Raw genomic sequence first — 23651 nt, 5'->3', positions numbered from 1 at the left:
TAAATTGCGTATAGATTCATACATGAAATATAAAGCCACGGTAATCATAAAAGCTATTGTTGGTATACTCATTATCACGTTCGCCCCCTTTACTCGTTCCCGCTTATAATCTATTCCATCCACATTCTGTGAAATACGTTTCGGAATTATTCAAGTTCTAGTTCCGAATGCAAATCTAAAACTATAAATCATAACACCGATTCCACCAATAATAAGGAACGTATTTGCAATTTTAAAATCAACTTGATTTAGAATGAATTTGTCTCCCTCGTTCAATACCTCGTTCAATATAAGTATGAATCCCATAAGAATGCTTAATTTGAAAAAAAACATCATTCCTTTTAAATTCTTTTTATCTGTTGTTTCGGACTGTGAAAGATATGATTCTGTTTTTCCCATTGATTGCCTCTCCTTTTCCCACGTTGATTCTTTCATAATTCATAAATGAACTTAAAGAATCAAATCATTATTTTGCATTTTTGCCCGAGTACATTTCGATTAAATTTTTAGCGAATTCTTTTTTTGAATCGCTCGTGTTCGGATCTTCTATCATCGCTTCCCAAACCTTAATCTGCATTTGTACATGGTCATCGACAGAAAGCATGTCTTTCATGAAGGTGTGTGTAGTCCAATTTATGACTAATGCTATGATTATCCCGAACCACAATGTGAAGTAAGTCTCAAAAGAAAAGCCACGTTCATTTCCAAACCATAAAGAAATACTCGCCATCACAAGACCGATTGTACTTATTTTGACAACTTCGAATCCACGTTCCTTAATTCTATTTCCTCCTAGATCGTGAATAAGATTAACTTTTCCGACGAATGAGTGATAGACAATCCACGTTGAATGAACAGCCAATAGAACAATAATTGTTAAAGCAAAAACGCTCATGATTTACGTCCTCCGTTTTTCTTAATACGAAGTTTTTCATTCTTCATATTTGTGTTCTTGTTTTTTCAACTCTTCCGCAAGTTTCCGTACCTGTTTACGCAAGTGTTTATCATATTGAAAAATAACCCAATCAGAGAGGATTGGAGTCCCTACAATAAGCAACATCGTGAGTATAAGTCTCGTCTCGGAGTGCACAGGTTTCCACTCTTCTAAGAACAGATTCCACGCTTGAAAATACCCGTATGCCATTACAAGAGTCGTAACCCCGTAGATGAAGGTGATTTGCTTAACCCTCCATGATCTCGTCCAGTAGTCCCAATAAAGTTTTTTTGTGAAGTCCACAAACATAAGCCATCCACCAATAGCCGTGACAATGAGAAATGGTTCTTTAAATGTTTCAAGAATGTTTTGCAGTTGCATTTCATCCACCCCTAACCTTTAAGTTCAATACCTTTTAGACACGCAGCCGTTCGGCCTGTTCATCTTTAGCGAACGAGCCGAACGACAAGTATCAATAAACCACATCTGCATTCGCATCGAAATCGTCAGGCAAAGACGTATAGGAATCTTTCAATTCACCTGTGAAATCCTCCCCTTTAATAAAGATCAATGTTCTACCCAAGTTGTCAGCGAAACGCTTGCTTACCTCGTTCGTGTCATTCTCATTGATATATAATGTAAGCATCGCACGTTTTCTTTCAGATTTTTTAATTAGTTCAGGAACCCAGTTAGCGTAATGATGGTTTTCCTTAAACACTCGTACTTCAAAGTAAGATGGTTTGTCAGTGGATACAAAATAATCAATTTTGGTTATATCGAGAACTACTGACCCTTGTTCTGTATCCATCGTGATTCGACTTCCCGTATTCCATGTTTGTTTAAAACGTACGTCTTTAACTTGTGTTTCTTCATTGGCAACTAGCTGCCATTCCGTATCTTTTTTTACTAGGCTACTACTCTCCATAAATAAAACGAAAATGCAGAAACACATGACTAACACAAGCGTCGAAATGAAAAAGATATTAAAAGACTTGTATTCTTCGGAATCCACGTTATTGTTGTCGTTACTTTCTCTTTCCATATTTATTCCTCATTTCATAACATTATAATTTCATTTAAAAAGTGCGAGATAAATCTTTCGAACATCATCTTTTTCCAAAAGCGTCACGTTCTCTCGGTCAATAATACAGACAGCATAAGGTGTGTACAAGAGGACTCGTTCACCATCTTGAATATTCAATCTAAGCACGTCGTCCGAATCGTCCAAGCCCTCAAAAACGGCTCGGACGGTATCGACGACCAACTGACTGTTTTGAAGCGAACGGATCGGCTCATGTGCCTTTAAGTCGCTCTGACGATACAAAATAAATTCCATCAATTCATCTCCCCTTCAACTGACTCGTGCAACCATAGCAACGCCATGAATCCCATGACACTTCCGATGACCATAAAGACTGAAAAGACCCACATTCCTGACATGTATTCCACGTTTTTAGCAAGGATCGAACTCATGAATGAGATGACAAGCAATAATACCTGAACCAACATCATAGTGGCTGAATTTTTGACCATTTTAAATTCTCCCGCCTTTGCTGACAGGATAGCCATTGATACGCTATACTTATAGTGTCGAGTTATAAGAGCGTGTGGCAATCCGCCATGCGTTTTTTTTTGTTGTCTTGATTTACTCTATCGACCGTTTATACCCTATCACGAGCACTTGCCCAATGACGATATAAAGCAGAAGCGAGGGAAGCAGTATCGTGTCGCCTGCCCCCCAAGCGATTGAAAAGAGAACCGTTGAAATCAGGAGTCCTTTGTACAGGCTCACCTTATCGCCCTGAGCCTGCTTCTCCTTGTTAAACCTTCGTATCATATATTCGATTAGCAAGATGTTTGCAACGAATATCAAACCCATATAACTACTAGCCATTCCATGCCCCTTCCTCGGGCTTACGCCCGATTCATCAATTCGTTTAAGGCGAACGGGTATTTTTCAACAAATTTATAGCGATCTTGATGCAAGTTCGTCGTGAAATTTGTGATTGAGTTGATGTGTACCAACTCCCCGAACAACCTCTCATTCTCTTCATAATAGGTCTCGATGCTCGCCGTCGCTTTCCAGTGTCTCATGCTACGGACACCGTTACCAGTGAGTGCAGCATCCATCTTCGTCTGTGTCGCCTTTTCTCGTTTTTTCTCGTTCGATTCGATTTGCGACATGATCTTCTTCACGATTACAGTCGCATACCGTCTTACCAATTCCTCCGTCGCATTCTCCGTTACTTGATTGTTCAATGCAGTAGTCATGACTCATTTTCCTTCCCCTGACAGGAAAGCCGTGATTCTGTAATGTCGAGTTACAAAAGCGTGTGGCATTCCGTCATCCGAATTTTGTTTAAACAAATAAGAAGTAGTACATGGTGGCGACAAACAAGGTTGGTACGAGGATCTTGACCACACTCATGACGAGCCTGAGAACCATTTTAAAGACGAGACCGACGAGAACCAAGAGAATCACAAGCGAGACACTCGAACTCCACATACCGAGGATAATCGTTGATAAATCCATCCCTTCACCTCCATCCGATTTTATGTATTGCACTTGAACTCCTTTCCTAACTTACTCTTTTATTATAGCACGCTCTTGATTCAAAAACAATAATAAATACATTAAATAATGTAAAGAATCTATTTTTATTCGTACCTAGAATCGCTTCTTGAACCCAATGAACAATCAGGATGACTTGAGTCATCCCGAATGTTCTTTATTGTTAGGCTCTCTCTGCATTTCTTTGGTCAAGATTTTTCATGTTGACGACGTGTTGTGCATACGCATATTCGAAAGCTTTCTTGTTGATATAAGCATGGACTTCGAGCAAGTTTTCGATGTACCACCGTTGCTCTCCACGCACGTTCTCAATGCGATTCAGGATGGTCGTGTACGTCGGCTTGTTTCCTTCGGTCAACGTCTCGAACAAGCTACTGGCGTCCTTGATCTTCATCTCTGTCACGTTCGTCGGTGTGAATGAAAGACGGTAGTGAATGTTTTCTGCTTCATGATACGCCATGTAGACACCCGACTTGATTTCTTCCAATTGCTCTACCGTTTTGAAGGTGGCTTCAATCTTTCCGTAGTGTTCATTCTCGAAATGAAAGACCATATGTTCATCCCGTTCTTCCACGACAACTTTCCCGTATACGCCCGTCCGAACGGTCGCTTGGTCTGCCATCCCCTGAATCAACTCCATCTGTTTTTTGCGAGAAGAATAGCGTTTTCCTGTGATTTTTTGAAGTTCTGTGATTTTCATGTTGGTCTGTCTCCCTTTGTTTTCCCTCGGGCGAAATCGCCCCCTGAGGGTGAATTTTTGCCGTTTTGACACGTTAGACGAACAGCCATCGCAAGGGAGACGTCAAGGGTCTCAGCCAGTCTACTTTTTTTCGTTCAGGAGCGTTTTATGGACGAAAAAAATCGACTGCCCCTTGATGTTGACCGCCGTGACGTGTGCGAGTGACAGGGGAAGAAGCGAAGCCGTTCCTTGCCCTGTCAGAGTCCGTCACGTTCGATAGGGTGTATCGTCCGAGGGGAAAAACGGTAAACATTCGTTGCCTTTCAAGGTCTTGACCTGACGCTCCGAGCGTCCCGTCAAATCGTGCAGGAACGTACAGCCCGACACGTCCCTCGGACGTGCAGCCACTGGCCAGTTCATCTCCGATGACCTTGCTAGTGGCGACGGGGTGTCGTTATCGCTCGATTTAGGGGCGTTGCGGTGGGTTGTGGGGGCTTGGGTGGTCGATGCCCTTCCGAACACCTTAGCCCCCGCCCCATGAGCCATAAAACGCTTTTAACATAAAAAAAGAGCAGGGATGCCCCTACTCTTGTTCGATGCTATTCGTTTTGTCATACCACTTTTCAAATCGGTCGATACATCGGCGGAGTCCTACCCCACTTAATATCACGATCCCGATACAGAACGTGAAGAAAAATATCGTGACTCGGTTGTGAGCATTCGTGCCGACCATATAATTGTTCTGTAAATGATACATGATAATAAACACGGTAATACTTCCTGCCACGTACAAATTGACAATATTACCTTTAAACCACTTCAAATTCATTCCCCCGAAACGAGACAGCAGCATCCCTTTTCAATTCTTTGGTTCAATCGCCTTTAAAAACGTTTGCTTCACTAGTGTGTACACATCGTCATCCAACTCACTTAAATAGTTGATAAATGCGATCTGGACGACTTCTTTGAGCAAGTAACCATTTTTGATTTGACTGACCCGTTGTACTTCTTCATTGGAAATTCGGACGGTGAAGATTGTCAACGTCGTAGGAAGATACGGGTTGTCCCGATATGCTCCCATCAATTCGATGAATCTTCCTTTGGTCTTTAATTCGAACGATAAATCTTCTAACGTGACTTCCCTTAGTCGTGTCTCCAATCTGCGAATCATGTCGATGAATAACTCGTTGTAACTGTACTGTGACAATGATTCTTTAGCGTCTGTACCTAAATGCCTATCCATGATCCATTCGAGAAAGGGTGACTTTTGGTTGCTCAGAACGTCGAAGACACTATCGAACAACACTTTGTAAAATGGGTGTACCTTATAGGTTTTTGTAGGATAAGACATACATGGAAACTCCAATCTTTGGGGTACGTTCACCATATTGCCGTACGCCCTTTAATCAGATTGAGTGTATCATATCCATATATTGAAGTAGTGACGTTTTTTATCGTTTCCATACCTGTGAAGTTCCTGTCTCTCTCTTTTGAACGGATAAAGTCATGGCTCCTGTATTGAGAAAATTGAATGCCTTGAAGCGATATTCGCCGTTGACCGTCACTTGAATCTGACCTAAATGGTCGGCAAGTCCGTCGGGTCTTCCTTGGACGTTATAAGTGACACTATATCCATTCTGTTTTAATCCCGTCTCGTCTAACCGTGTTTCTGCATATTGTTTGAGTGAAGGGGTGACGCCCCCTCGCATCTCGGCTTCCCGAGTAATATCGGCTGCCACTACTGACGCTTGGTGCGATTGGACTCCATAAATCGCTAGATCGGGAATGAAAATTATAAATGGTATGAGCATGAGTAGAGCAAAAGCCGTTCCTACAATTCCCTTCATCTTAAATCCTCCTTTGATTTGATAAAAGGGCAGTCAGTTGAATGACTGCCCTTTTAAATCTTATTGCCATCCTGTTGGTACTTTTGAAGTTCCTGACTTGAATTGGTTCATGACGACCGTGAAGACGTCCTTACCGAACAAGATGACGATTGCTCCGACGAGGATTCCAAGGGCGACACCGATATAGACGAGCACACCTTCTTCCGACGTCCCTTTAGCCGACGTTTCTTCTGAGTTGAAGTTACGGACACGTTCGATGACGTTCCCTTTGAAGATTTCTGCTTTAGCGTAAAGTTTCTGTGAGTAGGTTGTTAACATGGTTAATTGCTCCTTTGAATGTGTATTAGAATGTTGTGAAGTTTGAGAACTGCGTATACATGAGCACACCGACAAACGTGAGAATGACGACGATGTATGGAAGGATAATCGAGATGATGTAGTTATCAAGCACGTTTTCACGATTCTCGATCTCTTCGTTATACGTCCCTTCCTTCAACTCACTCATGATTTCTAACTGATAGTTCAAGATGCTTGCTGAGTTTTTGGTATCGACTTTCATCATCTGTTCGAGGGCGATCATGAATTCCTTCGCTTCTCGGATTTGAACCCGATTCGCAAAGTTGACGAACGGACGTGAATCGGCAGGATATAGCTCGATCTCCGTGATAAGGTTCTCGACATACGGATGTAAGTGTTCACCTGCATAAGTGATACTCTCTTTGATTGCCGTCAACGGCGAGCGACTTTCTAACAGGATGGAGAGCGAAGAGAAATAGTCAGGCAGTTCCATCCGTAGTTGATTGAGATAATTTTCTTTTCGTTTCTGCAATCGTTTCATCGGGATATTGAAGATCAGTACGGCGACGGGCAATGAGATGTATGTGATGACCGGTACATCAAACGCACTCCCGATACCGTAAGCGTAAATGACAGCCATGAATGCCAATCCGAATCGAATGAGCATGAAGCGATTGAATGATTGCGGTGACTTGGCATCTTCTAGTTGGTATTCGATATAGGCTCGATACCGATTCCAAGATGTGAACCGTTCTAAGAACGGTAAGTCCCTGGCATTCTCTCGTTCCTCCTGTTCTTGTTTCAATACCGACTTCAAGACATATTTCTTACGCACCTGAATATCAGAGAGCGTAAGAATTGTCTTGTAAGCGAGGACACCGATAAGGACTAGAAGGACGACCGATATGACTTGAGTTAGTGTCACGTTCTCAATCATATCCATGCTGTCTTACTGCCATCCTGTCGGTACTTTTGAAGTTCCTGTCTTGAACTGGTTCATGACGACCGTGAAGACGTCCTTACCGAACAAGATGACGATTGCTCCGACAAGGATTCCAAGGGCGACACCGATATAGACGAGCACGCCTTCTTCCGACGTTCCTTTAGCCGACGTTTCTTCTGAGTTGAAGTTACGGACACGTTCGATGACGTTCCCTTTGAGGATTTCTGCTTTAGCGTAAAGTTTCTGTGAGTAGGTTGTTAACATGGTTAGTTGCTCCTTTGAATGTGTTTAGTTTTTAAGAGTCGGTCGGGTCATAAATTTCAATCTTTGCCAACCGTGTGTAGATGAATAATACATAGATCAAGGCGATGAACATGATGATGTTTGATACGGCGTTGTTTTGTATGGCTAAGAAATTGTCATACGAAATCAGGATGAACATGAACGGGATCGAGAACATCAGTAGACATAACGTTCGCCATATTTTGAACTGAGAACGATACACCATTGCGAGACGCTGTTTGAAGACCTCCTTTTTCTTCATTTGGTTGGCGACTTCTCGAAGTCTGCTTGTATCAGAACTCCCACTGTCCTCAATGACTTGGATTTGGTCATGGAACAGTAGGACGATCTTTTGGGGATAGGCTTTGTTGAAGTCGTGAAACGCTTGTTTCGGCGTCTTACCCTCACTCAAAATGAGGTATGCCTTTTCTAACCTTGACTTCAACGGTTCTTCTAGGCTCGGCAAGATGGAGGAAATCGCTCCTTTTAAATTGCCGAACGTGCCGTATGCCGTCGTGAGAGACGACATATACACACTGAGATGATGGTCAGTCTCTTGGATATAATCACGCTTGATGGTGTGAAGTTTGATGACAGTTGCGACGACACCACCTAGCAACGATAACGGAATCAATGTGAGAAACGCTTTGAAGTAGACAAAGAATGCGATAATGCCGATCACCGTTCCAGTGATGAAATAAGTGACATACATTTGTTTGGTGTATGGTTTATGGTATTGCTCGGCTTGTTCCATAACATAGGATGGAACAAGATAGTTCAGGAACGGGTATCGGCTTCGGATTGTTTTTCGTTCGTCTTCGGAGTCATTCAAGACCTTAGAAAGACGTTTTCGTTTCGACGATGGTTCGAAGTCGATCACTTTCAGAATCAACACGTAGGCGACGATGCCGATGACGAACAACATGAGCACGTTCAACACATCTTGAAGGGTCATACGTTCACCGCCTTGAGAGGGGCGAAAGCTTCGATGGCTGCCAAGTCCCTGTGATAACTCATTAGTTCCTGCCAAAGTTCGGGCGACATAGCCGATTGGATTTCGTGACGTTCTGTCATCTCGTTAAATCTGACAAGTGTATTTCCGATCGCTTTACCGTTTTCGAATCCTCTATACTCGACGACTTCATGAATACGTCGGACGTTCCCGAATCGTTTTAGATGAATCCCGATTCTGAAACCGTCCTCTGAGACGATTCGATTGCCATAGATATGGGCTTCTTGCATCTCACCTTCTTGACACAAATCAACGAATCGTGAGACCGAACCGAATGCCGATTTTGAGTGCAGCGTCGTATTGACGATATGACCTGTCCCGACGGCTTTCAGGATGAATAACGCTTCTCCGCCACGAGATTCTTGAATCATGATGTAGTCAGGGTTTTGACGCATGGCGTTTTTCAAGTGGTATTGATAGCCGTATTCCGTCCCACTGTCTCCCTTCGCCCCACGGTTCTTCCACATCTTGATGGAGAATTTATCTTTAGGATAAATTTCATCAAGGTAAGATTCAGGCGTATCTTCAATCATGATGATGGTTGCGTTCGGTTTCGTATAGCGTGTGAAGTATCGGAGCAATTCTGTTTTCCCTGTACCTGTTTCTCCACCAATCAAGTGTGATTGGGTGGCGAATGTCAGGCTCAACAGGTTATAAATGTTCTCGTCCATATATCCCGATTGAATCATGTAGTCTTTACTCAAACGTAGGTTCTTAGAGATTGTCCGCATCTGTAAATTCGGACTCGGACTTAAATCGAAACCGACGACGTTGATACGGATTTGAGGGAAAATCGCATCAAATGACGGGCTACCATATGAGAAGTTTTGGTCACTGGCGAATGCGAAACGGCTCAATAATTCGACATACGACTGTTCGTTGTCGAATTTCAAATCGACGTGATACTTTCCTTTTGTAACGTGGTCAACCCAAATGTTGTCGTACCCGTTACATGAGATGTCGGTAATGTCAGGGTCGTTTCGGAGTTCTTCGAGCACGTCCAGTCCAACGATACGTTCGACGATGATATTTGTTACTTCGTCCAAAGTCAGGTCGTCTAAATATTCTCTGTGACGCTGTGTGAAGTCTGTCTTGGAAATGATCTTGGTGATTTGTTGTCGAAGTTTAGCACGTTTTGATTCGTTTCCGAACGCATCTCGAATCAATTCCTTGTATTCATCTGTCTTGAGGGTTGTTTTGACGTCCTCGATTACTCGGGTGTCTAACCCTTCACTTCGTCGGTTCGATGTTCTCGTCCCTGATTGAACGTTCAGGTACACGAGATTGTCGAGGTTGAGTCGGTTTTTGTTTCTCAGGTTCGGTTGCCGATATTTCGGTAATGTGTTCTTCACGAGTCATTACCCCCGTCCACTAAATACTTTTTGTAAGAGCGTTGAATTCTGATTTTCTACCGTCACTTGGATTTGAATACCTAAATCTAAGACGAGCCGTTCTAGTTTTTGACGGATCAATTCTGAATCAGGCTGTAAAGCCAATTCTTCTTTTTGACGCTCTGGATCGAACGGGATGATGCAGTTTGTGTCGAGGAGACTCTTATACTCACTACCTGGCACTTCCTCACTCGCCATGTTTAGAACGTCATGCCATTTATCCCGTAACTCTTTGTTTTGCTCGAACAGGAATCGTTTCGCATCCTTTTGCTTCATCAGTTTCGTGATAGAAGGGGTCGTGACAGAAATGATGTGGTCACTATGTTTCATCATTTCAAATGTGAACATATGATCGACGTCGGTAGCGAGTTTACATACGATGAAGTCGTACTCTTGTTCTAGCAGCGTCGAGGTGAACCGTTCCACATAATCAAGTACAAACTCTTCTACGTTCTCTTCCGAATAATCAATCAGGTCGGGAACATCGACGTCTTTAATATCCATCGGGAAGACGAGGAACGAGACTTCTTTTTCGATGCCTTGATAGATTGCCTTTTGCTTGCGATCACCATTCGCCACAATGTCTTCATGCGAGAGGATATAGTTTTTGACGGACGCGAATTCGCCTTGTGTGGTGCGTTCAAAGTAACTGTTAATGTCCTTGCCCTCCGTATGGATTTGAAGGGCTTTTGAAATGAGTGGATTGTTTGTATCGAGTTCGACGTACAAGACGCTGTAATTTTGTTGTGCAAGCAAGTTCGAGAAAGCCAACGATACCGTTCTCAAGCCTTGTGATTCAGCATTGGCATAGAAAGAAATGATTTTTTTCTTTTTCATTGGGTCTCTTCTCCTCCCTCTTCTGTTTCTTCATACTCACCGTTGATGTAACGCATGATTTCTTCGTCTGACAATTCCTCGCCCTCAGCCGACGGGTTATAAGACTGGCTTGTGGCGACAGGGACTACATCCCCGACCAATTTTGCTTTGTTTAATGCCCCGTTCAGTTCACTTGGGACGGCAAAGATATAGATGGATGCGAGTGACGGTTCTGTGCTTGCCGTGTTTTGCTCCTCGTTCTGTTCTTGCTTCCCTTCGTTTTGGAAGACGTTCGATGCTTGAGCATCCTTTACAGCTACGACACGGACATTCGCTCCTAAGCGACCGTACATGACCTTGCCCTCACTGTTGTCCTTTTTAGAACGGAAATAGAGGTCTACATTTGCATTCGGGATGATACTGTTCCCTAATGAGGTTTCGAGGTCAACGAGTAACGGGAATGCCACTTCGTTATCTTTAAGATTCAGAATCGCACTATCAGGAAGTTGATCTTTGGCTAGAATTTTTTCATCGTAAAGCATTGAGTTCTTCGGAATTCCGAATCCACTGACCGTCCATTTGCCGATGACCTTGTTCGGGTCTGTGATGGCGTTTGGTGGGACGGCTCGGCTCGGGACTTCCTTCATCGTAATCATGTCTTCCGTGATTTCTGTTCTTGGTGGGATTTCCGCCTTTGTATAGACGACATTCACGGCGTCAATCTCGGCACTGATTTGAAATCTCGTATAGAAGACGATTCCACATACAAGCGAGATGACGAGAAAGGCAGCCACCAGTTGTTTTTGAAGCCTTTTCTTCTTCTTCATTGTGTTTCTCCTTATCGGTTTAGTTTTTTAGCTTCGATGATGTACACGTTACGGCTACGAGAAATGGTCTCTTCTTTTTTCGTGAAGTTCGTACTTCCCTCAAGGCTTGTGTACGCATCGGTTGCGATGATCGGTTGGTCAGTCAGGTAGTAAATGTTCAGGAAACGGTCACCGTCTCGGTAGTTCACCGACTGAGCATAGTTTCGGACGAGTGCTTCTTTGGCTACCTCGGGGTCAATGGTCACTTCCTCACTGACCCTGAGATGCCCCATATTCACGGATTGATTCAGAGCGTTTCGTGTGCCGTTATCGAGTGCGTTTTGATTGTCCGTGGCAACGAAAGCCGTCTCATTGTAGGCGACATAAAATACAATCACGAACATTGCGAAGAATGTTACGAAGCCACCCCATATCACTTTACTCATGTAGCATCACTTCTTTCTCGGAATACTGATTTGATTGAACATGGACTTGCCTTTTTGAAGTGGGTTCATTTCAGCATATTTTTGAATTTCAGCAATCTTATCTCTTGTAAGGTAATAAGTTGAGTTGTAGCTTGAACTTGGATTGAATGGGTCGTTCGACCAGTTGTTGTACCAAGTTTTCAATGAGTTGATTGTTGTCACGTTGTTTTTCATGTTCCAACCGATCCCCGTTGGGAACGGTTCGTCAGGAGACAAAGGACGTTGGTAGAAGTCGTCGTTGCCGTTCAAATCATTGATTGGCGAACCTTCGACGTTGACGCCACCCGATACACAAGTTGTCATGTTGTTGATTCCTGCACCCGTCGCAACTGTATCGAATTCGAGTGATCCGTTCGGATAATCGAACGGGATATAGAACTTCGTCCCTCCGTTAATTAGTACGTCAGATAGATTTCGTCTTGGATGCGACGATGTGTTCGAATCGAATACATTCCCACTGAATTTCTCAAGATAGACGTTCGGCAGTTTGAATGTCGTTGTGTTCATTCGGTTGAGATTTGCTTCATACCCACCGACCGTAAAATCACCAAAGCCGATTCCAGTCCGATAGGGATATGGAAGGTGGTTCGATAATGTCGGGAAGTACGATTTCACTTGCTTCGTTCCTGTTCCGTTCGATAGAGGGTCGTCGTTCTGATAGATAGAAGAAACTGTGTAATCGAATCCGTACCCTGCCTTACGGGTCATATGATTGCTCGGGATCGAGAGTGACGTGATGACACGTTCACCGTACATCGTCTCTCCTTCTTCACTGTTGTTGACAGTACGGACAACACCTGACATTTCCGATGCTTCTCCTAGAGGAGAGCACATCAGAACAGATTCATTCGAAGCGACATAGATCGACGTATCAATCATGTTGTTCTCATATGTCTCTTCAGTGACACCGTGATAGGAGTAACGGTTCGAGTTGATGTTCCCTTCCACAAAGCCGTCTCTCGGTAGAATCCAGTCAATCTCTGCGACACTGAATTCGTCTTCGATAAGCCCGATGGTTTTGAACGCCACGTTTTGCCCATCGAATTTGACCGTGTAGCTTGTGACAACCCGTTGGAGGTTCGTCTCTTTTTCAACTAGGTCATTGTATTCTTGTTGATAATGAGCGATCTCGACGTGTAGCGAGTTGATGCTACATTCGAGGTTTGCCATCCGTTGTAGGACGGGCTTCATTTGGTCGGCGTACTGTTGTGCCTTGGTATTGTCGCCTGCCTTAACGGCAGCGTCGTATTTCGCATTTAAATCGTTGTACGTGTTTCGTTCTGAAATGTATTGTGCTTGTTGGGTCGATCTCAAGGACTGACGATAGAGAATGTCGTCTCGAATATCTTCTTTAACAGCATTGCGTTTCGTCGCAAAGGATTTGCGATAGAACTTGACGGTCGTTCGGGTCGTCGTGTTTGCTTGAACCGTCTTCCCGTCGATCTCTCGTGCTTCAAAGTCAAACTCATAATTATAGCGAGGTGGTGGCGTGACAGGTGGCTTACACATCCCGTCGGGCTTGGATGGCTTCGTCGGTGGTGGCGGTGGTGCTTGCGTCGGCGTGTACTTCAACCTTGCTTGCGTTCCTGCCGTTCCAAAGTAGACACTGTTCGCCCATCGAGTCGCATTGTTGTCCTCGGGTGTTCTCATTCCTAACCAAATCGTCGTCTGAGTTTCTTCTTGGTCAACCATCCGATAGAGACGGTCAACTGCGAAATACCTTTGACCGACTTGACTCGGCAGTTGCCGTGGGTAAGTTCTTCGGGTAACAGGATAGTCTAGCGTTTTGACCATGTTGGCTTGTCCGCCCGACCTCATGCTCAGATTCCCTTTGCCCCATGCTCGGTTACCAAATTCAAACGGTGTCTTCAATTGCGTGTAGACGATCCAGTTATCAACCTTTTTGACGATGAACAATGCCCACTCTGCGTTCTCGTAGTCGTCAGGGAATAGCTCTCTTAACGGTAGATAGGCGGAGAATCCAACGTTGTCATATCGCATGTTACAGGTCAGGTTGTTTCTGTTGGTCGCCGTAGCAGCACATTCGTTCCACACGCCCGCCCCTTGGTTGTTATATTCAAGGTCTTCCGTTGCAGATAGATTTCCGAATTGATCTGCACTAAAGACTTTAGTCGATCCGATGTTGTTTTTTCCTGCTACTTTACGGGCGACAATATACGTCTTGTTATTGGTTGAGGTATGGCGTTTGTGACCGAATAAGACCGCATATCCCGTGAAGTTGAAATACTGTAAGTTCCCTTTTCCAAAGTCCCTTGAAGTGATGCGATAACCGTCGTTGATATACTTTTCGTTGTAGACGTCATAGGAGAGCCGTAACCCTTTTTCCATGTCGTGATCGTTCGAACCGTAGTTTTTGTTCCATCCACTTCTTACTGATGAAGGAACGTCATATGGATTGGCATTGACGGAGTTACTACTTATCAAAACGAGAAGCAACATCGTTGTTGCGACAAGTTTTTTCATGTCTTAAAACTTCTTTCTGAACACAAAGTAGAGGACGCCTGCAACGGCAGCACTACCGACGGCCAGTCCGCCGAACAAGAACCCGTTATTGCTTTTCGTTTCTCCTGCCGTTAGATTCGGTGTCTTGATCTCAGTCACGACGTTTTCTTTGACGTCATCCGATTTCTCGTCTGATTCTGTATTCTTGTCCGATTCCGATTTCTCAATGTCCTTTTTCTTGTCGTCTTTCTTTTCAGCAGTCTCATTCTCTTCTTTTTTGTCTGCTTCTTTTTTGTCATCCGATGCTTTTTCTTTCGTCTCGGCAGTTACTTTTTCGTCTGATTTTGCGTCGTCTTTTTGGCTGTCGTTTTTGGTTGCGACACTACTTGTTTGCTTTTCTTCACTTTTTTGCCCCGTTTGATTGGTTTGTGTACTCGGTTTTGTTTGTGAGGAAACTTTTTCGTCACTTTTGGGAGAGTCACTAGGCTTGCTTGGTTGAGTTGGTGCAGGTTTTGGTGCAGGTTGCGTTGGTGCAGGTGCAGGTTTTGGTGCAGGCGTTGGTGCAGGTGCAGGTTTCGGTGCAGGCGTTGGTGCAGGTTTCGGTGCAGGCGGTGGAGTCGGCTTCGGCTCAGGTTTTGGTGCAGGCGTCGGTGCAGGTGCAGGCTCTTGGTAATCGTTCACAGTGTAGAATGTGAGATCCGCAAAGAGATATTTTCCACTTGCGAGTACCAATTCAACAGTTTGTCCGTTCACGACTTTTCCTGTGTACATTCCTTCTGCCACGAAATACTTGTCTGCCTTGTTGTAACCACCAGTGACAAGCCCTTTACATTCACCAGTTGCTTGAGCACGAGTGCCGCCTTGGTGTTTGCTTGCGTAAATCGTCATCGTACAAGTTGTACGGTCGCCGTCTGCCTTTGCAGTTAGTGGTGATGTAAGCAACCCGACTGAGAGAGCCAAGACCCCAAGGCTCGTTGTAATTTTTTTAATCATGTTCTAAAACCCCTTTTTCGTTTTTTTGTTCTTACTAGATTAAGGATTGGAGAATGAGAAGTGCCGTGAAGATGAACGGTGCTTCCGCATGAACTTGCGTACCTTTCCAGTTTCCTTTGACCGTTCTTATCCCGATCTCTCCGATCAAGCTGACAAAGATGTAGACGACGACTGCCGTGAGGAACAAAAACATGGTGTCCCAATATGAAACGATGTTCAAGAACATGAACACGTTCACGAGCATCTTCACATCCCCTGCCCCAAAGGAAAGTATCGGCAACTTACTAAACAGGATGAAGAAAGCGAGCGTACAGATACCAATAAGTAATGTGCTGATGAACTGCCCTGTGCCGAATGCAATCGCCAACAGAAGAACCGCCATCGGGTAATGCAGGAAATTCTTGGTGATGTGGTATTTCAGGTCGTACACGACGTTCACCATCATATATAGAAGAAAAACAATTGAGAATATATGTTCGGTAGTCATGACTACTCCTTTCGCTAAAAATTAACTTACCGTATTTGGTAAGTTGAGCGCTCTATTTCATAATCCTACCAAGAAATGTTTTTCGCTTACTCGGTAATTCTACTAAATCTTTTGGTAAAAATCTACTGATTATTGATAGTAAATTAGTCTCAAATTGATTTTTCAACGTACTGTTTATATCATATAGAAGTTTTGTCTCCTGTAACGCTTGGATCACCATCGGATATTCGATGTATGGCAGCGTAGCAATGGGACGTTTCAACTGTTCATAAATCTGATTGAGTGTGCGAACGTCTTTCTCTTTAAAGTCTTTCATCAGAACAAGTTCGTAATTGTTCCCGACTTGCTCCCTCAGATGCTTCATCGCCGTGTACTCAGGTGTCGGTACGTCGATGCCGTATTCTTCATAGTTCAGATTGGCATAGTCAAACTTGATTGGATCAGGTTCGACCGCCACCAAGACAAGGCTTGCGAGTCGCATAAGTTTTTGGACTTCGGGATCACGCCACCTGTCGGAAATGTCTAGGATGACGATGTTACTCTCTGTCGCATGAGTCAACATGAGAAGTTGATGGTATTCAAATTCAGTCAGGCTCGGCTTGAGCGAATCAATGACGTGCCAATTTACACCGAACTTAGTGAACGGACGTTCTTTGAGATTTCCCATTTGTTCTTCCCGAACGAATCGACTCAAGTCGAAGTACGAATCGGTTTCCTCATGGATTTGGAGATAGTCGTACATGTATGGCTTAATCAATGGATGCTCTACATATGAGACGGATAACCCTCGTTCTCCGACCATTCTAGCGAGATTTGTCGCTAAGATTGTCGAGCCTGCCGAACGATTCAACGAACCGACGACGATGATTTTAAATGGGATGCTCTCATAAATCCGTTCGATTTTTTCTCGTTCAATGATTTTTTCTTGGTAGACGATACGTTCTTTCCTCATGTTTTCGTCCAGTTCATCTTGCAACTCGTCTTCGATGATTTCTTCATCGACCCCGAAGTGCTCGATCAGATAGGACTCTAACGCCTGCAAGTTTTGTTCGAACAAGAAGAAACGGACGCCTTTCTCACGTAACATTTGAATGTAGGTTTCGCTTCCCTCCATCGTCTCGTGCAAGATGTAGAGGTCGGGATTCGTGAACTCAAGGCTGTCTTCCAAAGCTTTCATCGAAGAACAGATTGTCATTTCGAATTCGGGAAGATTCTTGATGGTGGTCATTTTACGATTCAAGAGACTGAACAACGCATCACTCTTGACTACTGCCGTGATCTTCACCTTTATACTCCTCCCTTCCGTTTCTCAGATTCATCTTCTAGGAAGAGGTTGAACACTTCCATGAACAGTGCGTCTTTCTTTTCCTTCGAGATTGAGTTCATGAACATTTCCAAATCTGAGAAGTGGATCGGTGCATCCCCGTCGCCCTTTACGACGACCTGTTCTTTCGTGTTCAAAAATGAATCGACTAGAATCTTTTGCATTTCTCCAACATCACCACCTGTCAATTCCGCATTCGATTCAGCGACACTCAAAAGATGCTGCTGCACGACTTTCATTTCATCTTGGATTCGATTGAAAACCAATTTTTCAAAGACCTTTTCGGTCTTCCCTGCGACCAATTCTTGATAGTCGATCGTTGCCATATCTTCACTCCTTACATAAAATGAATACTGTTTTTTCCTTACTTTCATTATACTACATATTTTAAAATTAAAATAGTTTATTGTTAATAATCACATCAATGATTTACAGTCTTCTTTGCCGAAGCAAACAGCATCGGAGTCGATTTCCGTGATTGGATTTTTTCGAAGAAGCGTTCGAGGTATTGGTCAGTGATTCGTGCAGGAACCGTGTCCATGCGTTCAGCCAAGATGTTTTCGATGACCCACATCTTCCGTGTCACGAACGCATAGTCCTCGACGACCCCTTCAAGCGTTTCTTCTAATGATTTCGCCGTAACCTCGTCCTTATCGTCCTTCGCCTTTTGAAGAAGGGTCTTCACTTGGATCATGGTATCGTATGACGATGATCGATCCTTTCTCACCAGTTGTAACAAGGCGAGTAGTTCGTAGGTGCTCATCATCATCAGTTCCTTTGTCGATTTCATCATGTTACTCAAATCAACGAGTGGTTTGACCACGTTCTTTTTACGTCCACCGTTCTCCATGACTTCCGACGCTGCCAACTCCATCTGACAAAAATCACAATGTGCGACCGTCTCCTTTACCGTTACTTCTGTTCCACAATACATGCAAGTTTTCATAATATGTACCTCCTGATTTTTTATGGTGTGAGAGTGGTTTCCCACCCTCACCGCCGATTAGTTTGATTGAAATTGTTCGAGTGCCTTGATTGCGTTATCGACGAGCCATTCATGGCTCGGTTGCTTCCCGTCAAACGGGCGAATCAGGATGACCGTTCGGTTTGCAGGGACGAATGCTCGGTACTTGTCGTCCTTCACCGCAAAATGCACGACTCCTGAACGTGTGCTCACCATCGCATAAACATCGCCGTCCAACAGCTTAGTGATTTGTGAGAATTTGGTTTGTTCGTTTGTGTGTTTCATCTTGGTTTGTCTCCTTTTGTTTTCCCTCGGGCGAAATACGCCCCCTGAGGGTGAATTTTTGCCGTTTTGACACGTTCGACGAACAGCCATCGCAAGGGAGACGTCAAGGGTCTCAGCAGTCTACTTTTTTTCGGAACGTTCTATCCACGAAAAAAATCGACTGCCCCTTGATGTTGACCGCCGTGACGTGTGCGAGTGACAGGGGAAGAAGCGAAGCCGTTCCTTGCCCTGTCAGAGTCCGTCACGTTCGATAGGATGTATCGTCCGAGGGGAAAAACGGTAAACATTCGTGGTCTTTCGTTCCGACTCGTTCGGAACGTTCCCTGCTTGCCTTGGCAAGCCCACGGTCTTGTCTATTGGTCTTGATCTTACGCTCCGTGAGGACTGTCAAAACGGACAGGAACGTACAGCCCGACACGTCCCTCGGACGTGCAGCCAATGGCCTGTTCATCTCCGATGATCGAGCCAGTGGCGACGGGGTGTCGTTATCGACCGTTTTAAGGACGAGGCGGTAGGGTCTCCAGTCGCTTGGCAGCCATCCATCGGCTGCCTTAGCGAATGTCCCTATGAGCCAAAATACGCTTTTATTATGCCGTATTCTTGAAAGTGAAGTAGGTAGAAAAATGTATCGGGTTCTGTCGTCCACTCTATCGGTCAAGATGCTCCGATTTGAATATCCTTGTCCGTGTTTAATATGAGTGACTGTTTGTTCAATGATTTTATCTTTCGGACGGCTCAAGTCGGACGAAAGATTTCCTTTTCCAACCGATTCTCGATGAATCGGTCATTCATTCATGAGGTGAGGGTTCTGTTTAGAAACCTCACCATCCATGCGTTTTCGAATTGAGGAAGCAGGGATGACCGTTTGTTCGGTCGTCCCTGCTTCGGTTCTGTTAAAAAATATCTTCTGCCGTGATTTCGGTCACTGGTGGCGTCCCTTTGATTCGTTCGATTTCTTCCCGAACGTGTTTGCCGAACGTGAAGCAATGGATTTCGTGGAGCCGTTCTGCCCGACACGTCGTGACTCGTGTTTTTTCAAGGAACGGTGTCAAGAATTTGATGCTGTCTCCGAAGTCCTTTTGTTCACTGACCACCAATACGTTCCCGTACAGCACACGGTCGCCATACCCGACACGAACATCGCCATCCTGTGATTTGAAGAGCATGGTCGGTAATTCTTCGAAGTCATTGTGCGAAACCCTTTCGCTTCTTTCGCTGAAGATACGGATCTGGTTCGGCACATAATCAACCGATGATTCGAGACCTTTTCCGTATGGAATGATGACGTAATCTTCTATCTGAACTTCTTCACACGCTTTTTCATTTTCTTTGAAAATCAACTGCATTCCCTGTTCGGCTTTTTCAAGCGTCACGATCTCGGGATGCTCCTTCGAAGAATGGAACAAGAGGGACAGTTTGTAGTTCTTGTAACGTTCGATTCTTTCGACGAACCAATCGAACATGAATTTGTCGTTCGGGTCGTCTGCTTTCGGGTTATCCTTCTTGATTTCAAGTGCATAAGCTTCGGCTACATAATGTGGAATCCCTTCTAAATAGGCGACACAAGCCGTCCATTCCTCAAATGCTCGAACTTCTCCTTTGCCGAACTGACTTTCGACAGCCACAAATTTCTCATTCGTCTCGTCATAACTTAGGAACTTGCCGAATGGCAATCCCGTCTTTTCGATTTCTTTTACTTCTTTCATTGAAATGACTTGTAAATCTGTGAATAGCAACATATGTAGTTCCTCCTGTTTTTCCCTCGGGCGAAATCGCCCCCTGAGGGTGAATTTTTGCCGTTTTGACACGTTCGACGAACAGCCATCGCAAGGGAAACGTCAAGGGTCTCAGTCAGTCTACTTTTTTTCGTTCAGGAGGGTTTTATGGACGAAAAAAATCGACTGCCCCTTGATGTTGACCGCCGTGACGTGTACGAGTGACAGGGGAAGAAGCGAAGCCGTTCCTTGCCCTGTCAGAGTCCGTCACGTTCGATAGGATGTATCGTCCGAGGGGAAAAACGGTAAACATTCGTGGTCTTCCGTTCCGACTCGTTCGGAACGTTCCCTGCTTGCTTCATGCAAGCCCACGGTCTTGGTCATCGGTCTTGCTCTTACGCTCCGTGAGGACTGTCAAAACGGACAGGAACGTACAGCCCGACACGTCCTTCGGACGTGCAGCCATTGGCCTGTTCATCTCCGATGATCGAGCCAGTGGCGACGGGGTGTCGTTATCGACCGTTTTAAGGACGAGGCGGTAGGGTCTCCAGTCGCTTGGCAGCCGTCCATCGGCTGCCTTAGCGAATGTCCCTATGAGCCAAAACACGCTTTTATTATGTCGTTTTCTCGAAAGTGAAGTGGGCAGAAAAATGTATCGGGTTTTCAGAATGATAGCCTGGTATTTCGAATTTGAAATGGCTCGAACGAACTCGAACCAAATTTGATTAATTTTTTCAGATGCAGTTTTTATAATAAAGACAGAAACGTTTCGAATTCAGATTTGAAAGGAGTTGTTGTCTTTTGGAAAAATGGATGCTTGGTATCGTCTTGGCAGACTTGATGGTGAACATCATCGGTCTTTTCGTTTAATCAAATGAGCAGAGAGAACGGACAGTGGTCGGTTTGTTCTCTTTTCTTTCATTCGGAATCGCAAAGCGATACCGGTTCTCTTCTTTTTCGTTTCCTCATAGGACAACGAAAAAGTTCCTCTTTAACCCGATTCTCGATGAATCGGGGGTCAATCAGGGCGAGTGTTCATCACTCGCCTTCCATTCGTGAGCGATTCGACTTTTTCGGACGGATCGAGGGCAGAAGAAAAAGAGTGGTCGCCCACTCTCTTTTTTGCTTAACAATATCCATGCTGTTTTAAGCTGACGTAATTCCCTTCCTCATATCCGACAATCACATGGTCGAGCAACGGGATGCCGATTATCTCTCCTACTTCTTTCATTCTTTTAGTGACTTCAATATCATCGTTTGACGGTTGGCATTCGTTGCTCGGATGTTGATGAACCAAAGCAAAGGTTGCACAATTGTTGAGTATTGCCCCCTTCATAACTTCTCTTGGGTGTACGATGGTTGAGTTTAACGCACCGACACTGACTCTTTGGATTCCTATGATTCGATTTTTGGTGTTTAATAAGACAGCGAGTAACACCTCTCTATCAAGGTCACCGATTATCGGTTGTGCGAATTTTGCGATGTCATGTGGTGAACGGATGTAATCGAGTTCACTCTCGTTTTCAGTCTGCACAATCACTTGTTTGATGGTTTGAATCTCTCGAATCATCTTCCGTCCTCGTGTCGGGGTTTTCTTTTGTTCTTTCAGTTCATCAAATCCTAATGGGCTATTCTCTTTATAGCCGATGCCCGTATGCTCGATGACCTCAATCCATGCCATGCCTTCAAATTCTTCAAATGTGATACCGCCTAGATACGAGTCGTAATCGTCATATGCTTCAAGTAAGATAGATTTTTTCCCTCGTTGTGGTTGGTTTTCATCATATACCGTACAGTACCACGAGTCCGTACAGACCCGATATTCTTGTCTTTCGATTTTGTTTGTTGTTTTTGCTTTTGTCATATGTAGTTCCTCCTGTTTTTCCCTCGGGCGAAATCGCCCCCTGAGGGTGAATTTTTGCCGTTTTGACACGTTCGACGAACAGCCATCGCAAGGAAGACGTCAAGGGTCTCAGCCAGTCTACTTTTTTTCGGAACGTTCTATCCACGAAAAAAATCGACTGCCCCTTGATGTTGACCGCCGTGACGTGTGCGAGTGACAGGGGAAGAAGCGAAGCCGTTCCTTGCCCTGTCAGAGTCCGTCACGTTCGATAGGGTGTATCGTCCGAGGGGAAAAACGGAAAAAAGGAACTTCGTTCCGACTCGTTCGGAACGTTCCCTGCTTGCCTTGGCAAGCCCACGGTCTTGATCTTGACCTGACGCTCCGAGCGTCCCGTCAAATCGTGCAGGAACGTACAGCCCGACACGTCCCTCGGACGTGCAGCCACTGGCCAGTCATCTCCGATGATCTCGCTAGTGGCGACGGGGTGTCGTTATCGCTCGATTTAGGGGCGTTGCGGTGGGTTGTGGGGGCTTGGGTGGTCGATGCCCTTCCGAACGCCTTAGCCCCCGCCCCATGAGCCATAAATAGGTTTATTTAATTGGTTATGGAAGATGTGGCAACTAATAGTCGTAATGGAACAAAAAAAGACGCCCTCTTAGAAAGAGGACGTCGATGGCTTACATGAAAAAAATCGGTTCGGATGAATTGATTGGTGGTAAATTCACCCTACTGATTATGCTATTCGTCAAAACGGCAATAATCAGAGGAATTCCAAGAGGAAATCTTGTATTCAATTATAGCATTGACGTTTGTTTACTACAATGTTCTGTCTGTTTTTTTATTGCGTCAAAGCAAGAAAAAAACTTCCTTCTTTCAACCGATTCTCGATGAATCGGTCAAATAGAATCATTAGAATGTGGTCATGCAATGAACACATTCCTCCATGCGTAGGGTCAGGGTCACGATCTATACAAGAAAAGGCACACGGTTGTGTGCCTTTCTTTCAATTCACTTCGCTCTTTCTATGACTTGCTTCGATACCCTCATAGATTTCTAAAGCCCGTGACGCTCGGATGCTTCCGACGATTTCACCGTCACTCACCTCATAGAGTCGAACGAAATTCGCCGTCTTCATGTAATACTCGAAATGGGATTTCTCGTCGTCCGTCCCTAAACAATAGAACTGGACGCCCGATTTCCTCGTCATGAGGATTCCGTCGAATCGTTCGTTCATCAACATCTTGGGAACATCGTAAAGATAAAAATCGACACGGTGTTTCAAGACGTCCTGAATGATGATTGGATAGATAGTCGGGAACATTCGATTGACGGTGTTCGTGATTTCTCGTTCGAGCCGAACACGTTTCCGTTCCATTTTCTCGACTTCTTCCTCGGTCTCGATTTGGAGGACAGTCTCTTTAAAAAGGATTTCACGGTACGCTTTGATTTTTCGTAACAGGCGTAACTTTCTTTTTTCGTCTAGGTTCATGGCTATCTCGTCTCCTTAGTTATC

General features: G+C 44.5%; 29 protein-coding genes. 1 reads left to right on the top strand and 28 read right to left on the bottom strand.

Translation table 11 applies throughout. The annotated features are described in order from the left end of the window. Window positions 1-150: 150 nt before the first annotated feature. The 27 genes from ACZ2GZ_RS16090 to ACZ2GZ_RS15960 form a co-directional block, all read right to left on the bottom strand. Window positions 151-399 (bottom strand): hypothetical protein, encoded by a 249-nt coding sequence (locus ACZ2GZ_RS16090; protein WP_470295656.1) that lies wholly within the window; start codon window positions 397-399, stop codon window positions 151-153. Window positions 400-466: 67 nt separating this feature from the next. After that, a complete protein-coding gene (locus tag ACZ2GZ_RS16085) occupies window positions 467-895 on the bottom strand; it encodes a hypothetical protein (RefSeq protein WP_470295655.1) in 429 nt (142 codons plus the stop codon). Between the two features lie 36 nt (window positions 896-931). Then, the gene (locus tag ACZ2GZ_RS16080; RefSeq protein WP_470295654.1) at window positions 932-1315 is read right to left on the bottom strand and encodes a hypothetical protein; all 384 of its coding nucleotides are present in this window, start codon (window positions 1313-1315) and stop codon (window positions 932-934) included. Window positions 1316-1406: 91 nt separating this feature from the next. After that, on the bottom strand, window positions 1407-1976 hold the full coding sequence (locus ACZ2GZ_RS16075; RefSeq protein ID WP_470295653.1) for a hypothetical protein: 570 nt from the start codon (window positions 1974-1976) through the stop codon (window positions 1407-1409). Between the two features lie 30 nt (window positions 1977-2006). Further along, the gene (locus ACZ2GZ_RS16070; RefSeq protein ID WP_470295652.1) at window positions 2007-2270 is read right to left on the bottom strand and encodes a hypothetical protein; all 264 of its coding nucleotides are present in this window, start codon (window positions 2268-2270) and stop codon (window positions 2007-2009) included. A 578-nt stretch (window positions 2271-2848) separates the two neighbouring features. Beyond that, a complete protein-coding gene (locus tag ACZ2GZ_RS16065) occupies window positions 2849-3205 on the bottom strand; it encodes a DUF1140 family protein (RefSeq protein ID WP_470295651.1) in 357 nt (118 codons plus the stop codon). 88 nt (window positions 3206-3293) lie between these two features. Continuing rightward, on the bottom strand, window positions 3294-3467 hold the full coding sequence (locus tag ACZ2GZ_RS16060; RefSeq protein ID WP_470295650.1) for a hypothetical protein: 174 nt from the start codon (window positions 3465-3467) through the stop codon (window positions 3294-3296). Window positions 3468-3669: 202 nt separating this feature from the next. Next, the gene (locus ACZ2GZ_RS16055) at window positions 3670-4206 is read right to left on the bottom strand and encodes a hypothetical protein (RefSeq protein WP_470295649.1); all 537 of its coding nucleotides are present in this window, start codon (window positions 4204-4206) and stop codon (window positions 3670-3672) included. Between the two features lie 838 nt (window positions 4207-5044). Continuing rightward, window positions 5045-5356, bottom strand: a complete 312-nt coding sequence (locus tag ACZ2GZ_RS16050; RefSeq protein ID WP_131458365.1) for a hypothetical protein — start codon at window positions 5354-5356, stop codon at window positions 5045-5047. A gap of 280 nt (window positions 5357-5636) precedes the next feature. After that, a complete protein-coding gene (locus tag ACZ2GZ_RS16045) occupies window positions 5637-6032 on the bottom strand; it encodes a DUF4320 family protein (RefSeq protein ID WP_470295715.1) in 396 nt (131 codons plus the stop codon). Between the two features lie 60 nt (window positions 6033-6092). Further along, window positions 6093-6350, bottom strand: a complete 258-nt coding sequence (locus ACZ2GZ_RS16040; RefSeq protein WP_470295714.1) for a hypothetical protein — start codon at window positions 6348-6350, stop codon at window positions 6093-6095. A gap of 25 nt (window positions 6351-6375) precedes the next feature. Then, on the bottom strand, window positions 6376-7272 hold the full coding sequence (locus tag ACZ2GZ_RS16035; RefSeq protein WP_470295713.1) for a hypothetical protein: 897 nt from the start codon (window positions 7270-7272) through the stop codon (window positions 6376-6378). A gap of 6 nt (window positions 7273-7278) precedes the next feature. Next, window positions 7279-7536 carry a hypothetical protein gene (locus ACZ2GZ_RS16030; RefSeq protein ID WP_470295712.1) on the bottom strand — a complete coding sequence of 86 codons (258 nt, stop codon included), beginning with the start codon at window positions 7534-7536 and terminating at the stop codon, window positions 7279-7281. 31 nt (window positions 7537-7567) lie between these two features. Then, window positions 7568-8509, bottom strand: coding sequence for a hypothetical protein (locus ACZ2GZ_RS16025; protein WP_470295711.1), 942 nt, complete (start codon window positions 8507-8509; stop codon window positions 7568-7570). Continuing rightward, the gene (locus ACZ2GZ_RS16020; RefSeq protein WP_470295710.1) at window positions 8506-9918 is read right to left on the bottom strand and encodes an ATPase, T2SS/T4P/T4SS family; all 1413 of its coding nucleotides are present in this window, start codon (window positions 9916-9918) and stop codon (window positions 8506-8508) included. Before ACZ2GZ_RS16020 ends, ACZ2GZ_RS16025 begins: the two co-directional genes overlap by 4 nt. A 6-nt stretch (window positions 9919-9924) precedes the next feature. After that, window positions 9925-10794 carry a MinD/ParA family ATP-binding protein gene (locus ACZ2GZ_RS16015; RefSeq protein WP_470295709.1) on the bottom strand — a complete coding sequence of 290 codons (870 nt, stop codon included), beginning with the start codon at window positions 10792-10794 and terminating at the stop codon, window positions 9925-9927. Beyond that, entirely contained in the window at window positions 10791-11600 is an 810-nt protein-coding gene (gene cpaB / locus ACZ2GZ_RS16010) for a Flp pilus assembly protein CpaB (RefSeq protein ID WP_470295708.1), read from the bottom strand. Before cpaB ends, ACZ2GZ_RS16015 begins: the two co-directional genes overlap by 4 nt. Before the next feature lie 11 nt (window positions 11601-11611). Then, the gene (locus tag ACZ2GZ_RS16005; RefSeq protein WP_470295707.1) at window positions 11612-12025 is read right to left on the bottom strand and encodes a DUF5411 family protein; all 414 of its coding nucleotides are present in this window, start codon (window positions 12023-12025) and stop codon (window positions 11612-11614) included. A 6-nt stretch (window positions 12026-12031) separates the two neighbouring features. Continuing rightward, on the bottom strand, window positions 12032-14548 hold the full coding sequence (locus ACZ2GZ_RS16000; RefSeq protein ID WP_470295706.1) for a hypothetical protein: 2517 nt from the start codon (window positions 14546-14548) through the stop codon (window positions 12032-12034). 3 nt (window positions 14549-14551) lie between these two features. Continuing rightward, a complete protein-coding gene (locus ACZ2GZ_RS15995) occupies window positions 14552-15520 on the bottom strand; it encodes a hypothetical protein (RefSeq protein ID WP_470295705.1) in 969 nt (322 codons plus the stop codon). A 34-nt stretch (window positions 15521-15554) separates the two neighbouring features. Beyond that, window positions 15555-15887, bottom strand: a complete 333-nt coding sequence (locus ACZ2GZ_RS15990; protein WP_470295704.1) for a hypothetical protein — start codon at window positions 15885-15887, stop codon at window positions 15555-15557. A gap of 172 nt (window positions 15888-16059) precedes the next feature. After that, window positions 16060-17292 carry a hypothetical protein gene (locus ACZ2GZ_RS15985; RefSeq protein ID WP_470295703.1) on the bottom strand — a complete coding sequence of 411 codons (1233 nt, stop codon included), beginning with the start codon at window positions 17290-17292 and terminating at the stop codon, window positions 16060-16062. A 2-nt stretch (window positions 17293-17294) separates the two neighbouring features. Continuing rightward, window positions 17295-17657, bottom strand: a complete 363-nt coding sequence (locus tag ACZ2GZ_RS15980; protein WP_470295702.1) for a hypothetical protein — start codon at window positions 17655-17657, stop codon at window positions 17295-17297. A gap of 95 nt (window positions 17658-17752) precedes the next feature. After that, window positions 17753-18277, bottom strand: a complete 525-nt coding sequence (locus tag ACZ2GZ_RS15975) for a hypothetical protein (RefSeq protein ID WP_470295701.1) — start codon at window positions 18275-18277, stop codon at window positions 17753-17755. A gap of 57 nt (window positions 18278-18334) precedes the next feature. Continuing rightward, window positions 18335-18580 (bottom strand): hypothetical protein, encoded by a 246-nt coding sequence (locus ACZ2GZ_RS15970; protein ID WP_470295700.1) that lies wholly within the window; start codon window positions 18578-18580, stop codon window positions 18335-18337. Between the two features lie 893 nt (window positions 18581-19473). Further along, window positions 19474-20319: a hypothetical protein gene (locus ACZ2GZ_RS15965; RefSeq protein WP_470295699.1), complete on the bottom strand. Its 846-nt coding sequence runs from the start codon at window positions 20317-20319 to the stop codon at window positions 19474-19476. A 1102-nt stretch (window positions 20320-21421) separates the two neighbouring features. Next, a complete protein-coding gene (locus tag ACZ2GZ_RS15960; RefSeq protein WP_470295698.1) occupies window positions 21422-22159 on the bottom strand; it encodes a JAB domain-containing protein in 738 nt (245 codons plus the stop codon). A gap of 651 nt (window positions 22160-22810) precedes the next feature. On the opposite strand from ACZ2GZ_RS15960, the gene ACZ2GZ_RS15955 reads away from it, so the two are divergent. Next, on the top strand, window positions 22811-23029 hold the full coding sequence (locus ACZ2GZ_RS15955; protein WP_470295697.1) for a hypothetical protein: 219 nt from the start codon (window positions 22811-22813) through the stop codon (window positions 23027-23029). Window positions 23030-23141: 112 nt separating this feature from the next. Here the strand turns inward: ACZ2GZ_RS15955 and ACZ2GZ_RS15950 are convergent, their stop codons facing one another. Further along, window positions 23142-23627 (bottom strand): hypothetical protein, encoded by a 486-nt coding sequence (locus ACZ2GZ_RS15950; protein WP_470295696.1) that lies wholly within the window; start codon window positions 23625-23627, stop codon window positions 23142-23144. Window positions 23628-23651: the final 24 nt, after the last annotated feature.

It is taken from the genome of Exiguobacterium sp. KKT215, from assembly GCF_055635335.1.
The sequence above is the reverse complement of the archived record's forward strand: the minus strand, read 5'-3'. Positions and strand labels throughout refer to the sequence as shown.

Coding starts and splice junctions, on each gene's coding strand:
- ACZ2GZ_RS16090 (WP_470295656.1), bottom strand. CDS start 399: ATGGGAAAAACAGAATCATATCTTTCACAGTCCGAAACAACAGATAAA.
- ACZ2GZ_RS16085 (WP_470295655.1), bottom strand. CDS start 895: ATGAGCGTTTTTGCTTTAACAATTATTGTTCTATTGGCTGTTCATTCA.
- ACZ2GZ_RS16080 (WP_470295654.1), bottom strand. CDS start 1,315: ATGCAACTGCAAAACATTCTTGAAACATTTAAAGAACCATTTCTCATT.
- ACZ2GZ_RS16075 (WP_470295653.1), bottom strand. CDS start 1,976: ATGGAAAGAGAAAGTAACGACAACAATAACGTGGATTCCGAAGAATAC.
- ACZ2GZ_RS16070 (WP_470295652.1), bottom strand. CDS start 2,270: ATGGAATTTATTTTGTATCGTCAGAGCGACTTAAAGGCACATGAGCCG.
- ACZ2GZ_RS16065 (WP_470295651.1), bottom strand. CDS start 3,205: ATGACTACTGCATTGAACAATCAAGTAACGGAGAATGCGACGGAGGAA.
- ACZ2GZ_RS16060 (WP_470295650.1), bottom strand. CDS start 3,467: ATGGATTTATCAACGATTATCCTCGGTATGTGGAGTTCGAGTGTCTCG.
- ACZ2GZ_RS16055 (WP_470295649.1), bottom strand. CDS start 4,206: ATGAAAATCACAGAACTTCAAAAAATCACAGGAAAACGCTATTCTTCT.
- ACZ2GZ_RS16050 (WP_131458365.1), bottom strand. CDS start 5,356: ATGATTCGCAGATTGGAGACACGACTAAGGGAAGTCACGTTAGAAGAT.
- ACZ2GZ_RS16045 (WP_470295715.1), bottom strand. CDS start 6,032: ATGAAGGGAATTGTAGGAACGGCTTTTGCTCTACTCATGCTCATACCA.
- ACZ2GZ_RS16040 (WP_470295714.1), bottom strand. CDS start 6,350: ATGTTAACAACCTACTCACAGAAACTTTACGCTAAAGCAGAAATCTTC.
- ACZ2GZ_RS16035 (WP_470295713.1), bottom strand. CDS start 7,272: ATGGATATGATTGAGAACGTGACACTAACTCAAGTCATATCGGTCGTC.
- ACZ2GZ_RS16030 (WP_470295712.1), bottom strand. CDS start 7,536: ATGTTAACAACCTACTCACAGAAACTTTACGCTAAAGCAGAAATCCTC.
- ACZ2GZ_RS16025 (WP_470295711.1), bottom strand. CDS start 8,509: ATGACCCTTCAAGATGTGTTGAACGTGCTCATGTTGTTCGTCATCGGC.
- ACZ2GZ_RS16015 (WP_470295709.1), bottom strand. CDS start 10,794: ATGAAAAAGAAAAAAATCATTTCTTTCTATGCCAATGCTGAATCACAA.
- cpaB (WP_470295708.1), bottom strand. CDS start 11,600: ATGAAGAAGAAGAAAAGGCTTCAAAAACAACTGGTGGCTGCCTTTCTC.
- ACZ2GZ_RS16005 (WP_470295707.1), bottom strand. CDS start 12,025: ATGAGTAAAGTGATATGGGGTGGCTTCGTAACATTCTTCGCAATGTTC.
- ACZ2GZ_RS16000 (WP_470295706.1), bottom strand. CDS start 14,548: ATGAAAAAACTTGTCGCAACAACGATGTTGCTTCTCGTTTTGATAAGT.
- ACZ2GZ_RS15995 (WP_470295705.1), bottom strand. CDS start 15,520: ATGATTAAAAAAATTACAACGAGCCTTGGGGTCTTGGCTCTCTCAGTC.
- ACZ2GZ_RS15980 (WP_470295702.1), bottom strand. CDS start 17,657: ATGGCAACGATCGACTATCAAGAATTGGTCGCAGGGAAGACCGAAAAG.
- ACZ2GZ_RS15975 (WP_470295701.1), bottom strand. CDS start 18,277: ATGAAAACTTGCATGTATTGTGGAACAGAAGTAACGGTAAAGGAGACG.
- ACZ2GZ_RS15970 (WP_470295700.1), bottom strand. CDS start 18,580: ATGAAACACACAAACGAACAAACCAAATTCTCACAAATCACTAAGCTG.
- ACZ2GZ_RS15965 (WP_470295699.1), bottom strand. CDS start 20,319: ATGTTGCTATTCACAGATTTACAAGTCATTTCAATGAAAGAAGTAAAA.
- ACZ2GZ_RS15960 (WP_470295698.1), bottom strand. CDS start 22,159: ATGACAAAAGCAAAAACAACAAACAAAATCGAAAGACAAGAATATCGG.
- ACZ2GZ_RS15955 (WP_470295697.1), top strand. CDS start 22,811: ATGGCTTACATGAAAAAAATCGGTTCGGATGAATTGATTGGTGGTAAA.
- ACZ2GZ_RS15950 (WP_470295696.1), bottom strand. CDS start 23,627: ATGAACCTAGACGAAAAAAGAAAGTTACGCCTGTTACGAAAAATCAAA.